The organism is uncultured Fretibacterium sp., assembly GCF_938030725.1.
Classification (GTDB): domain Bacteria; phylum Synergistota; class Synergistia; order Synergistales; family Aminobacteriaceae; genus Fretibacterium.
The window spans coordinates 1-12126 of the sequence record NZ_CALHIQ010000125.1; the positions used below are offsets into that span (position 1 = coordinate 1).

Below are 12126 nucleotides of genomic sequence, written 5' to 3' on the forward strand. Positions count from 1 at the left end.
GACGACCGGACGCGCGTCGCGCTCGCGCGCTACCTGGGGTGTCCCCTCAGGTCCGACTTGCTGTACGATAAGGTGGTCGGCCGCTATACGGGGGAGATGCGGCTGCTCTTTGAGAGGACCCGCGACACCCAGTCCATGATTCCAGAGGCGGCACGGGCCGTCTACAACCCGGAGGGCTCCGCCCTGGGCATCGCCTTCGACCGGGACTCCACCCACGTGCTGGCCTTTCCGGGTGTCCCCATGGAGTACGCGGCCATGGCACGGCAGGAGCTGCCGGACCTGTTCGCCGCGTCCCGCCGCTGGACCTCCGTCATCGTCCTGGGCCTGCCGGAGACCGCCGTCGTCGAGCGAATCCCGGAGGTCATTGGAGATGGGGAGCTGCACGTCTCCGTCCTGCCCGCCTTCCCTCAGGTGGAGCTTGTGATCCGGGGGGACCCCACGCGCGTGGCCGATGCCGAGGCCCTGGTGCGGTCCCGCTTCTCCGACGCGCTGCCGCCGGGTTGCCATTCCCTCGCGGAGGCGGTGCTCTGGGAGGCCCGCCGGCAGGGCAGGACCGTCACGGCGGCGGAGTCCTGCACCGGCGGCCTGCTTCAGGGGGCGCTGACCGAGGTCCCCGGCAGCTCCGAGGTCTTCAGGGGCGGCGTCGTGACCTACAGCGACGAGATGAAGGAGAGGCTCCTGGGGGTGCCGCGAGGGCTCCTGGAGGAGTTCGGAGCGGTGAGCCAGGAGTGCGCCGAGGCCATGGCCCGTGGTGGGCTGTGGCTCTATGAAGCGGACTTCTCCGTCGCCGTGACGGGCGTCGCCGGTCCCGGGGGCGGAACGCCCCGCAAGCCGGTGGGCGGCGTGTGGTTCGGGCTGGCGTCTCGCAAGAAGAACGGCGGGGCGGAGAGCAGGGCCTTCCACTGCCTCTTTCGCGGGGGGCGGGAGGAGGTGCGGCGACGCGCCGTGAGCTGCGCCTTGGCGGAGCTCTGGCGCACGGTCCGGGACGGACGGCCGTCGCCGATGCCGTGTTTTGCGCCCGGCGTTCGGGAAGGCGCGACGGCGTAAGGGACAGGGCAAATTTCATGAAAGGAAGTGAGTCGTTTGGCGAAGAAGAAGGCGCCCCAGACCCGTGAGGAGATCCTGGATGAGGCGATCGGCGAGATCCGCTCGAAGTTTGGGGAAGGGGCCATCATGCGCCTTGGCGATGCTGCGCACGCCAACGTCAACGTGATCCCGTCGGGGGTGCTGCCCCTGGACGTCGCCCTCGGCATCGGGGGGTACCCGCGGGGGCGCATCATCGAGATCTTCGGGCCGGAGGGGTCCGGAAAGACGACCGTGGCCCTGTACGGCATCGCGGAGGCGCAGAAGGCGGGAGGGGTCGCTGCGTTCATCGACGCGGAGCACGCGCTGGACCCGCGCCTCGCCGCGACGCTTGGGGTGAAGGTGGAGGACCTCTACCTCTCTCAGCCGGACAGCGGAGAACAGGCGCTCTTCGTGCTGGACGCACTGGTCCGCAGCGGTGCGGTGGACCTGGTGGTGGTGGACTCCGTGGCGGCCCTGACGCCTCAGGCGGAGATAGACGGCAAGATCGGCGAGAGCCAGCTCGGGCTTCAGGCGCGCCTGATGTCCTACGCGCTGCGGCGCCTCACCTCAATCGTCGCAAAGACGAACTGCATCGTCATCTTCATCAACCAGCTGCGCGCCCTCATCTCCACTGGCTACGGATCGGGCCCGACGGAGACGACGACGGGAGGGCGGGCCCTCAAGTTCTATTCCTCGGTCCGCCTTGAGGTCCGGCGCGGCAAGAAGATCGACAAGGGGGACGTGACCATCGGGCACGAGCTCTTCCTGAAGGTGGTCAAGAACAAGCTGGCGCCCCCCTTCCGTACGGGGCACACGAGCCTTATCTACGGGCAGGGCATCCCCATGGGCGTCGCCGTGGTGGACATGGCGGTGGACTACGGCGTCATCCACAAGAAGGGCTCATGGCTGGCCTACAAGGGCGAGACCCTGGGGCAGGGCAAGGAAGCCGTGGCGAAGTTCCTGTCGGCGAACCCGACGCTGCAGGAGGAGATCGTGAAGGAGATCCTGGCGGAGGTCGGCAAGGGCATCGGCTTCAAACCGGAGGGTGCGGACGACGACGACGGCCTGCCCACGGAGGAGCCCGATGGCGTGCCCGGCCCCGTGCCGGCACTGGAGGACGCGGGGATGCCGGGAGAGGAAGCGGTGGAGGAGGGGATACTGGACCTCTCCGACGACGAGAAGTGATCGGGCTGGCGCCGCGCCGCGCGCCCTTTCCCAAACGAGCCGGAGATGCGTTATAATAAACGGCAGGATTTCCCGCCGGGGCCGGCGCGGAAGAACGGATGCCCTGCGTGCGTCCGTAAGGAGGCGAACGGGTTTTGACTGAACAGCTTTTGACGGAAGGGGCCTTGACCGGGCAGGTCGGGGCCGGGAGCGCGGCGAAGGTGGCCAACGATCCCAGGCAGGATCCTAAGGACGTTGACGTCGAATCTCTGGGCGAGGAGCACATCAACCTCGTCTTTGCGCTGAGCAGCGAGGACTTTGGCGTGGACGTGAACCTTGTCCGCGAGATCGTCCGGGTCCCCTCGTTCATCACGAGGGTGCCCAACGCCCCCGCCTACATCCGCGGGGTTATCAACCTGAGGGGCACCATCGTGCCGGTCTTCGACATGCAGCTCAAGATCGGGATGCCCTCCACGCCCCTTACGGACGAGGCCCGCATCGTCGTGCTCTCCGTCAACGACGTCATGTTCGGAATCATCGTGAACTCGGTCCGGGAGGTGCGCACGATCTACGACACCCAGCTGGAGCCGGCGACGAAGCTCTCCTCGGCCATGGACAAGCGCTACGTCCTCTGGGTGGCCAAGCCCACCGATGACCGCCTGATCCTCCTGCTGGACGTTTCCGCGCTCTTTGAGCTGGATCAGATCCTCCAGGAGGAGAACGAATAGCCTTTGATCCGCGTCAATCTCCACACGCACAGCACCTGTTCCGACGGCGCCTTCAGCCCTTCGGAACTGGTGCGTTTGTTGTCCCTCAATAAGGTTGCCATCGCCGCCCTGACGGATCACGACACCGTCCAGGGGGTCCCGACCTTCCTCGCCGGATGCCGCAGACGGGGCATCCGCGCCGTATCGGGCGTGGAGCTCTCGTCGCGCTTCGAGAACGGGGATGAGCTGCACATCCTGGGTTACCGCTTCAAACTGGAAGCCCCGGCCCTGACCCGCGCCCTTGACGGCTTCATCCGGACGCGGGAGGCGCGCAACGCGGCCATCTGCTCGCGGCTTCAGGGCCTGGGGGTCCCCGTGACGCTGGCGGACGCCGAGGCGCAGGCGGGCGGAGGCGCCGTTGGGCGGCCCCACATCGCCCGGGCGCTGGTGGACAGGGGATGCGTTTCCACGGTTCAGGAGGCCTTCGCGCGCTACCTGGGCGAGGGAGGGGCGGCCTTCGTCCCTCGAGAGCTCCTCCCGTCAGAGGAGGCCGTTCGGCTGATCCTCGAGGCCGGAGGGCTTCCCGTTTGGGCGCACCCCCTGGCCTCCCTTTCGGACCCCGGCGCCCTGGGACCGGTGATGGACCGGCTGAAGGGCGCCGGCCTGTGGGGCGTGGAGTGCTGGTCCCGCGGCTCGTCCTCGGCGGATGCCCTCCTCTGTATGATGGAGGCTGGTCGCCTCGGCCTTTACAGGACGGCGGGCACGGACTTTCACGGGCGAGCCGGGGACGCGACCGGCGTGGCCGGCCGTCTGGTGGAGGACGACTTCCTCCCCTGGGCCCGCTTCTGCGGCGGCCGCTGAGCGGGCCGTCCAACTCAAAACTTTCGGAGGTGTTGCTGTTGCAGCCCTATGGAGTGGATGAACGGTCCTGCGGCAAGGCGCTCCCATCGGACCGCACCGGGACAGGCGCCGGGGGCGGGTTTTGCAGGCCCCTTCGCCCGGACGCTCGCGCGATGAGCGCCGCAGGGGTGTGACATGAGTTTTCGCTTCAGGGCCCTTCTGGCCTGTCTTGTCCTTGCGCTCTGCTGCGCCCTGTCCCCCGTCTCCGCCCTGGCCAACGCCTCCCTCTATCGGGGGGAGGAGGTCCTGGGCTCCGTCGCCACGACGACGGGTCCGCGGGCGGGGGCTTGGGTGTGCCTGGAGGACGTGGGCGCCCTCCTGGGCTTCACGGGGCTGCGGAGCGGGGAGGAGCTTCAGCTGGTCCGCGACGACGTCCGCCTTCGGGTGGTGATGAATGCCGCAGTGGCGTGGCGCGACATCTACCTCGTGCCCCTTTCGGATGCCCCCTTCGAGCGGGACGGCCGATGCTGGCTGGATGCAGGGAGCGCCGTCGCACTGTTCCAGAGGGCCGCGGGGGAGGGCGAGCGGAACCGTCTGCGCTTTCAGGCGGATAACCATGCTGCGGAGGTGTCGGAGCCTGCGGGGCCGGAGGAGCCCGCTGCCGTTCGCGTGGACGAACCCGTGCCGGCCTCGGAAGGCGTTGCGGCAAGCCCGGCTCCCGATGAGGGCGTAGCCCCGGTCGCACAGCAGCCGGCGCGCCGCCAGGAGCGGTTCGAAACCTTCCGGAAGGACGCCCCCACCCGGCGTCCCGCCCACCCCAGCCTGGACGGAGGGGAGCTGAGGGGGCTGCGCTGGAGCACGTCCTCCGGGCGCATCCGCGTCGTGGCGGACACCAGCGACGGGGCGGACCCCGAGGTGCGGATGGAGGGCAGTGTCCTCCGCGCCCTCTTTGCCTCCGCCAGGGCGGACCTGGAAGGGCTTCCCTCCCCCTACAAGAACGTGGAGGCGGAGCTGAAGAAGGTCGAAGGAGGCGTGGAGTTGACCTTCGCTTCCGACAGCCTTCGGGTGGAGAAGATGGTGCTGGACGCTCCCCGCCGGATCGTCTTCGACCTCTTCTTTTCTCCTGAAACGCGCATTCAGGAGGTGCCGCGTCCGGCGCCCGACCACCAGCCCGCTCCGGCGGTCGAGGTCGAAACGACGCTCACGGCACCCCAAGTGAGGACCCCGGTCCCTCAAGCCCCTCCGAAGGCCCCCGCACGGCAGCGGCAGGGAGGGCGGAAGCTGGCGGTGGTGGACCCCGGCCATGGCGGCAAGGACCCGGGCGCCAGCGCCAACGGCGTGAGAGAGAAGGACATCAACCTGGCGATCGGCCTGGCCCTTGAGAGGGCGTTGAACGCGCGCGGCATCGACGTCGTGATGACGCGAAGGACGGACGTCTACTTGACGCTTCAGGAGCGGACGGACGTCGCCAACAGGGAGCAGGCGGACGTCTTCGTCAGCGTCCACGCCAACGCTCTGCCCTCGGTGAAGCGCACGTCGGGCTTTGAGATCTACCTCATGGCCCTGCCGACGGACAAGGACGCCCTGACGCTGGCGAAGATCGAGAACCGGGAGCTGGCGGAGGAGAGCCAGGCCAGCCAGGCGTCGGATCGCCGGACGGAGGTCCTGCTTCAGATCCTGGGCGACATGCAGCAGAACAACAAGATCAGCGAGAGCACGGGGCTTGCCGAGGCGCTGTTTGAGGCCGGGAGAGGGGGCGGAATCCCCATGAAGCGGGTCGCTCAGGCGCCCTTCTTCGTGTTGCGGGGGGCCGGAATGCCCGCCGTCCTCCTGGAAACGGGCTTCGTGACGAACGCGACGGAGGCCAAACTCCTGGCTCACCCCGGCTACCAGGAGCGCATCGCCGAAGCGATGGCCACGGGGGTCGCACAATACCTGCAGTAAGTTGCTGAAGGGGACTGGAGCGGGCCGGCCCGACCGCGCCGGAACGTCTTCCACGAATCATGTGAGGGAGAGGATCGAGAGATGGTACGCCGAAGCCCCTATCGGGATGAATACGAGGATGAGATCGAAAGGAGGCCGAAGCGCCCCCGCAGGGACCAGCGTCCCGTGTCGAGGCGGAAGGACACCCCTCTCATGCTGCGGGTTCTCTCCTGGCTGGGCGTCATCCTCCTCTGCTTTGTGGCGGGCTACCTCGGCACGTCCTGGCTGATGGACGCCCTGAACGAGAAGCTCCTGCTGAAGCCTGAGAACCGCATCGAGAACCAGAGCGATCTGGCGAAGCTGAACGAGGCCGTCGAGCGGGAGAGGGAGGCCGCTGCCGCCCGAAGCGGCAACGTCCAGCAGATATCCCTGAAGCTCTATTCCGTGAAGGACGGGAGGATCGCAGAGCCCGTGCGGAAGAGCTTCGTGTCCCGGCTCAAGGAGGACAACATGGCGGAGGCGGTGAAGTCTGTCCTTGTCCTGAGCGGGGTGCCGGGCGTGGACAAGATATCCGTCCTGCACGTCTTCCGCAGCGCGGAAACCACCTACCTGGACCTCTCCGCCGCCTTCGTGTCGGCTCTCGCCTCCATGGGGCAGCGAGAGGGCCTCCTGCTGCTCACGGCCATCGTGCGCACCCTGGAGGAGAACTTTCAGCCCGGCGTCCAGGTCCGTTTCCTCATCGAATCCAGGTCCCCAAGCCCCGGAGGCCCCGTGGACCTGACGGTGGTCTGGAAGATGCCCTCCCGCTCCTGACGGTCATGTTCGTTGAGCGCCTTGTCCTGGCAACGGGCAGCCGGGGAAAGTATCGAGAGTTCGCCGCCATGCTGCCACGGGAGGTGGTGGGGGAGCTGATCTTCGCGCCTGAGATGGCGCAGATCGAGGTGGAGGAAACGGGGACCTGCTACGCGGAGAACGCGCGTCTGAAGGCTCGGGCCTGGGCCGAGGCCTCCGGACTGCCGAGCCTTGCGGACGACAGCGGGCTTGAGGTGGAGGCCCTGGGAGGGGCGCCGGGGGTACTCTCCGCTCGGATCGTCCCCGGTCCGGACCAGGCGCGAAACGACTGGCTCCTGTCGCGCCTTGAGGGGCGGCCCGACCGGCGGGCCCGCTTCGTGGCGGCCCTCGCCCTGGCCATCCCCGATCGCTGGACGCTGATCGCTGAGGGCGAGTGCCCCGGGCGCATCGCGACGGCGCCGGAGGGGAAGGGAGGCTTCGGCTACGACCCCCTCTTTCTCCCCGACGGCCTGAACGCCTCCTTCGCCGCTATCCCCCCGGAGATGAAGAACGCCATCTCCCACCGCGCCGCCGCACTGAGGAACCTCCTGGAGATACTGATGCAATGAGGTCCATGAGGAATACGGCGCGTGCCTGCGGCACGACGGGCTTTATGTGGTAGAATAAAATGCGATTTTTCTCTGAGGCCAAGGGCTTCGGGAGGAACGAATCAGAACGGCAATTTTGGGAGGAATTTCTTTGCGTACTTTGCTGTCGGTCGTACACGTTGTCGTCGCGATCCTGATGATGATCGCGGTTTTGGCGCAGCAGCGCAAGCAGGGCGGATTCACCGGCGTGTTTGGCGGAGGCACTCAGGCGGATACGGGGCAGTGGCAGAGGTTCACCGGACTGACGAAGCTCACGATCGTCTTGGCGGGGGTCTTCATGCTCACCTCGCTCCTCCTGGCGATCCTGTAGCGCAGGCCGCCGCCGGCGAAGGCTGGAATGGACGATTCAGAGAGGGGCGGTGCAGATGCTGGGTTCCCTGAAGGACGTGGCGGACTTCAAGGTTGAAAAGGGGCGGTTCCTGAGCGCGACCCACGAGGAGATCCGCTCTGGGGCGACAACGGACGTTTACTTCGTCAATACGCGGGATATCCTGGCGTCGCTGGGGTGTCTGGACACGCCCGTTGCGGCGGAGATATTCACGCGCACCCACGGCCTCTTCGCCGGACTGGACGAGCTCATGGAGCTATTGCGTGGCCTTCCCATCGAGGTGGAGGCCCTCCCGGAGGGAGAGCGGTTCTCCCCGAAGGAAACCCTGGTCCGCATCCGGGGGCCTTATGGTGCCTTCGGCATCTACGAGGCCACCATGCTGGGAATACTGGCCAGCTCCTGCGGCTGGGCCACGGCGGCGCGGGAGTGCGTGGACGCCGCAGGCGGCAAGCCCGTCCTCTCCTTCGGAGGGCGTCACCTGCACCCGGCCGTGGCGACGGTGATGGACGCCGTGGCCGTGACGCCCGGCGGCTGCGCCGGGGCAAGCACGGTTCTGGGCGCCAAGCTCCGCGGACGGGAGCCTTCCGGCACGGTCCCCCACGCGGCGGTGCTGATCGTCGGGGACACGCTGAAGCTGGCGCACGCCTACGACGCGGTGGTCCCCAGGGGGATTGGCCGCGTCTTTCTGGTGGACACCTTCAAGGACGAGTGCGAGGAGTCCCTGCGCCTTGCGGATGCGCTGGGAGATCGCCTGGACGCCGTCCGCCTGGACACTCCGGGCGAGCGGGGAGGCGTGACGGCGGACCTGGTGCGCGAAACGCGCTGCCGCCTGGACCGCGCGGGCTTCAACGGGGTCCAGATCGTCGTTTCCGGCGGGCTGACGCCGGCCCGCATCGCGGAGCTGGCCACCGTGGGGGCGGACGTGTTCGGCGTGGGGAGCTACATCGCCCACGCGGAGCCCATGGACATGACCATGGATCTGAAGGAGGTCAGCGGCGTGCCCGTGGCAAAGCGCGGAAGGCTGCCGGGGATACTTGCCAACGACCGCCTCGTTCGTATACAATAGAAAAGTTTTCGGGTCAAGCGCCAGGGACGGGACTCCGGACGCAGCGCCTTCGAGGGATGGCCCCCTGCCACAAATCCCTCAGGAAGGAGCGCGGCGTTGTCGTGGCCCCGGGGCGCGCTGCCTGATTTCGGTTCCATAGATCGTTTTTTGCCTCAGGGCACTTCGCTAACCGCGCTTTACAGCATGACGTCCCTCTCCGGGGCGATTTTGAGGAGGAAGCAAGATGGCAGGCAGCAGTTCCTACCTGGTGAAGCCAGGTCAGGTGGAGAGAAAGTGGTACGTTATCGACGCGGCGGATCGGCCGGTTGGCCGTCTGGCGTCCGCGATCGCCCGAATTCTGACGGGCAAGAACAAGCCGACCTACACCCCCCACGTGGACACGGGGGATTACGTTGTGGTGATCAACGCCGAGAAGGTGAAGATGACCGGCAAGAAGGCCACGCAGTCCAAGTGGCACTATCACACGGGACACCCCGGCGGCTACAGGGCCATCCCCTGGGCACGGCTGGTGGCCGAGAAGCCCGAATTCCTACTGGAGCACGTGGTGCGCGGGATGCTTCCCCGCAATCGTCTGAAGTATGCGAGCAAACTCAAGGTCTATGCGGGCTCCAGTCACCCCCACGCCGCCCAGGCCCCTGAAACGCTTGACGTATAGTTTTTGAACAGGAGGATACTCAGATGAACAGCACTTTTAGTTGGGGGACCGGCCGCCGCAAGAACGCCCTGGCCCGCGTCAGGCTCTGCCCTGGCAGCGGCGAGCTGAAGATCAACGACCGGACGGTGGAGGACTACTTCCCGCGCCTCGTGTGGCAGTCGCTGGCGACGCAGTCGCTGAAGACGGCGGGCCTTGAGGGCAAGGTGGACGTCTTCGTCAACGCGTCGGGCGGCGGCCTGTCAGGCCAGGCCGGAGCGGTGCGGATGGGGATTGCCCGCGCCCTCATCCGGATGAACCCGGACCTGCGCCCCGTCCTGAAGAAGGAGGGGTTCCTGACGCGCGATCCCCGCATGGTGGAACGCAAGAAGTTCGGCCAGAAGGGCGCCCGCGGCAAGAGGCAGTTCTCGAAGCGTTAAGCGTTCGCGGACGGCCGTTTTAAGGACGAAGGACACGAGAGGAGGATCGCCGTTTTGGGCGTCCTCCTCTTTTTTTGTCCTCACGTCTATCCTGGACAAAAAAAGGCGGCGCCCCGCAGGGCCGCCGCCAAGATCGTTCCCGCCGATCCCGCGTTTCCAATCCGGCTATTGACGTTTCTTCCCCGTGCCGTCCTTCAGTTGGGTGCGCCAGGTGAACTGCTGGCGCGAGGCCGCAGCGCCGCTCAGCGGCAGCTCGACCCATCCCCAGGGGGTTACCAGGATGAAGCGCAGCGTCACGCCCTGCTCGGTCAGCGCGTCCACGTGGGCCGCGTAGCGCACGACGTCGTCGAAGATGAAGGTGTCGCTCACGATCCAGACGCGCTTGCAGTTGGGGCGGTTGAAGAGCGCCGCGTAGTCGATGGCCGTGCGCAGGCCGCTCTCGTAGTCCGGGGGCGGCGTCAGGCTCACGACGATCACGTCCGCCCTGCCGTCGGGGCGGTGGGTGTTGGGGATCAGGTCGACGTACTCCTCCAGCTCCTCAAGGCTCTCGAAGAGCGTGTCCACGCCGGGGCCCTCATCGTCCTCATCCTCGCCCTCGAACAGGGCGGAGAAGGGGTCGACGCCGCGGTTGGCCGGCGCGTTGATGGTGTCCCGCATCCACCCCTGGATGCGGGAGAGCGCGTCCAGGATGTACTGCGGGTACTCCGTCATGGAGATCGCCGAGATGAGGTCGTTGACGGTCATATCCCTGCCGGAATCGTTCTTCTTCTGGTCCATGGTGTCTTCTCCTTCCCGGACGGGCCGCGTCCGGATACAGTATAGCACAGAGCTTTTGGAATGGCGGCGAAAAGGGGCCCCTAGGGCAGGAGCAGCTTTGCCGCGATGAGGAGCGTCCCGACGACGGTACTCAGGACCGTGTGGACCTCGCTCCGGCGAAGGACCGCCCAGCTGAAGGGCCCGCAGACCGTACCCGGCCATGAGCGGGGGAAGAAGGCCCCCACCCGCGCCCGGTAGGCGCGGTACTCCTCGCCGAACCTCTGAAGGAGAAAGGACTCCTCGTGGGGGATGATGACGAGACTGTAGAGGAGGACGAAGCCTGCGAGGAAGGTCCCCGCAGCCCAGGGGCCGGCCATCAGTCCCCAACCCAGCCCGATGAGGCCGTTGCCGAAGTAGAGGGGGTTGCGCATGAGGGCGTAGGGCCCCCAGGTGACCAGCCGCTCCGCCCCCACGGCCTCCCCCCGGTAGCGCCCGATGGAGCCTGCGGCCCAGAGGCGCCACAGCTGCCCCAGCGCCACGGGCACGAGCCCCAGCGCCACGGAGCGCGGCGTCGGGCGCGCGACGGCCAGGATCAGGACGAAGAGGGCCGTCCACAGCCCGCCTCTCAGTTGAAAGGCCCGCTCGCGCAGCGTCACGGCTGCGGTCCCTTCGCCCTTTCGTCCTTCAGGGCCTCCTCCTCCGGTGCGGCCCCCTGGTGCAGGTCCTCCGAGACGCCCCAGCCCAACATGCGCACCACCACCACCACTCCCATGAAGATCGAGAGGTACTCCGTGAAGAAGCGCCAGATGATGGCCATGATGCCCGCCATGTTCCAGGGCATGAGCATCCCGAAGAGGAGGGCACCGCCCCCCTCTGCGACGCCGCTGGCCCCTGGAGTGGGGACGAAGTAGAGGATGAACATGAACACGGCCTGGATGGCCACGGCCTCGCTGTAGCGGAAGGGAAGTCCCACCGCGTGCATCAGGATGGGCAGGACGGTGAAGAGCGCGAGCAGGTGCATGACGGAGAGGACCGCGGCCAGGAGCAGGTAGAGCCGGCCCGACCGGGATTGGAAGAGCAGCTTGAAGTTCAGGAGGTAGTTGTCCATCTCCCGGTCCAGCCACTGAAACGAGCGGATGATCGTCCGCTGGGAGCGCAGGAGCTTCAGCCGCCGGCCCCAGAGGATGAGGACCTTGGCCAGGCGCTTGAAGGCCTTTGGACGCGCTATGGTAAAGGCGATGAAGACCCAGGTGGCGAGGATGACGACGAAGACGTAGGAGACGATGCCCTTCAGGAAGGGGCTGCGCTGCAGGATCGCCGGGTCCAGCACCAGCACGGTGGGCACCACGACGCTCAGGATCAGGACGGTGAGCATCGTGCGCACCAGCGTGATGGCGATGCCCTTCCCGATGGCGACGCCCTTCTTGTACAGGACGTAGACCTGGAAGGGGCCGCCGCCGCTCTGCATGGGGGTGACGGCGCTGCCGAAGTAGTTGAGCCATGTCAGCACGAGCCCCATGGGAAGGCTGACGTGTTCCTGCGCCGCGCAGGACAGGGCGCAGAATCGTCCCGCGTCGCACAGCCAGGTGAAGAACACGACGCCGAGCGCCCCCAGGAGCGCGAGCTTATCCGCGTGAAGGAGCGAACGCAGGGTTCCCGCGTCGACGCTCTTTGCGATGATGACCGAGTTCGCGGCAAAAGCCAGCAGGACGAACACGATAAGGCCTTTTCGAAGGGACAAGCGACATTCCTCCAGCAATAGAAATT

The 12126-nt window shown here is 67.0% G+C and carries 14 protein-coding genes; 11 read left to right on the forward strand and 3 right to left on the reverse strand.

What is annotated here, in order from left to right; all coding sequences use genetic code 11:
• From Q0629_RS07180 to rpsI, 11 genes are all read left to right on the forward strand, one after another.
• Positions 1 to 1047 (forward strand): nicotinamide-nucleotide amidohydrolase family protein (locus Q0629_RS07180; RefSeq protein WP_298780731.1); only part of this gene is annotated, 1047 nt, incomplete at its 5' end.
• Positions 1048 to 1083: 36 nt separating this feature from the next.
• Positions 1084 to 2250 carry a recombinase RecA gene (recA, locus tag Q0629_RS07185; RefSeq protein ID WP_298780732.1) on the forward strand — a complete coding sequence of 389 codons (1167 nt, stop codon included), beginning with the start codon at positions 1084 to 1086 and terminating at the stop codon, positions 2248 to 2250.
• A 134-nt stretch (positions 2251 to 2384) separates the two neighbouring features.
• Positions 2385 to 2957 carry a chemotaxis protein CheW gene (locus Q0629_RS07190; protein ID WP_298780734.1) on the forward strand — a complete coding sequence of 191 codons (573 nt, stop codon included), beginning with the start codon at positions 2385 to 2387 and terminating at the stop codon, positions 2955 to 2957.
• Positions 2958 to 2960: 3 nt separating this feature from the next.
• Complete coding sequence (locus tag Q0629_RS07195; protein WP_298780736.1) at positions 2961 to 3797, forward strand: PHP domain-containing protein; 837 nt, start codon at positions 2961 to 2963, stop codon at positions 3795 to 3797.
• Positions 3798 to 3971: 174 nt separating this feature from the next.
• The gene (locus Q0629_RS07200) at positions 3972 to 5720 is read left to right on the forward strand and encodes an N-acetylmuramoyl-L-alanine amidase (RefSeq protein WP_298780737.1); all 1749 of its coding nucleotides are present in this window, start codon (positions 3972 to 3974) and stop codon (positions 5718 to 5720) included.
• 81 nt (positions 5721 to 5801) lie between these two features.
• Entirely contained in the window at positions 5802 to 6512 is a 711-nt protein-coding gene (locus Q0629_RS07205) for a hypothetical protein (protein ID WP_298780740.1), read from the forward strand.
• A gap of 5 nt (positions 6513 to 6517) precedes the next feature.
• A complete protein-coding gene (gene rdgB / locus Q0629_RS07210; protein WP_298780742.1) occupies positions 6518 to 7099 on the forward strand; it encodes an RdgB/HAM1 family non-canonical purine NTP pyrophosphatase in 582 nt (193 codons plus the stop codon).
• Between the two features lie 130 nt (positions 7100 to 7229).
• Positions 7230 to 7448 carry a preprotein translocase subunit SecG gene (secG, locus tag Q0629_RS07215; protein ID WP_298780746.1) on the forward strand — a complete coding sequence of 73 codons (219 nt, stop codon included), beginning with the start codon at positions 7230 to 7232 and terminating at the stop codon, positions 7446 to 7448.
• Positions 7449 to 7503: 55 nt separating this feature from the next.
• Entirely contained in the window at positions 7504 to 8532 is a 1029-nt protein-coding gene (locus Q0629_RS07220; RefSeq protein WP_298780750.1) for a nicotinate phosphoribosyltransferase, read from the forward strand.
• Positions 8533 to 8755: 223 nt separating this feature from the next.
• Positions 8756 to 9187, forward strand: a complete 432-nt coding sequence (rplM, locus tag Q0629_RS07225; RefSeq protein WP_298780752.1) for a 50S ribosomal protein L13 — start codon at positions 8756 to 8758, stop codon at positions 9185 to 9187.
• Between the two features lie 23 nt (positions 9188 to 9210).
• Positions 9211 to 9603, forward strand: a complete 393-nt coding sequence (rpsI, locus tag Q0629_RS07230; RefSeq protein ID WP_015556843.1) for a 30S ribosomal protein S9 — start codon at positions 9211 to 9213, stop codon at positions 9601 to 9603.
• A gap of 165 nt (positions 9604 to 9768) precedes the next feature.
• Here the strand turns inward: rpsI and Q0629_RS07235 are convergent, their stop codons facing one another.
• The 3 genes from Q0629_RS07235 to Q0629_RS07245 all read right to left on the reverse strand — a co-directional run bounded on the left by Q0629_RS07235 (position 9769) and on the right by Q0629_RS07245 (position 12100).
• Positions 9769 to 10380 (reverse strand): hypothetical protein, encoded by a 612-nt coding sequence (locus tag Q0629_RS07235; protein WP_298780756.1) that lies wholly within the window; start codon positions 10378 to 10380, stop codon positions 9769 to 9771.
• 80 nt (positions 10381 to 10460) lie between these two features.
• The gene (locus tag Q0629_RS07240) at positions 10461 to 11015 is read right to left on the reverse strand and encodes an isoprenylcysteine carboxylmethyltransferase family protein (RefSeq protein WP_298780758.1); all 555 of its coding nucleotides are present in this window, start codon (positions 11013 to 11015) and stop codon (positions 10461 to 10463) included.
• Entirely contained in the window at positions 11012 to 12100 is a 1089-nt protein-coding gene (locus Q0629_RS07245) for a lysylphosphatidylglycerol synthase transmembrane domain-containing protein (protein ID WP_298780761.1), read from the reverse strand. Before Q0629_RS07245 ends, Q0629_RS07240 begins: the two co-directional genes overlap by 4 nt.
• Between the last annotated feature and the right edge of the window lie 26 nt (positions 12101 to 12126).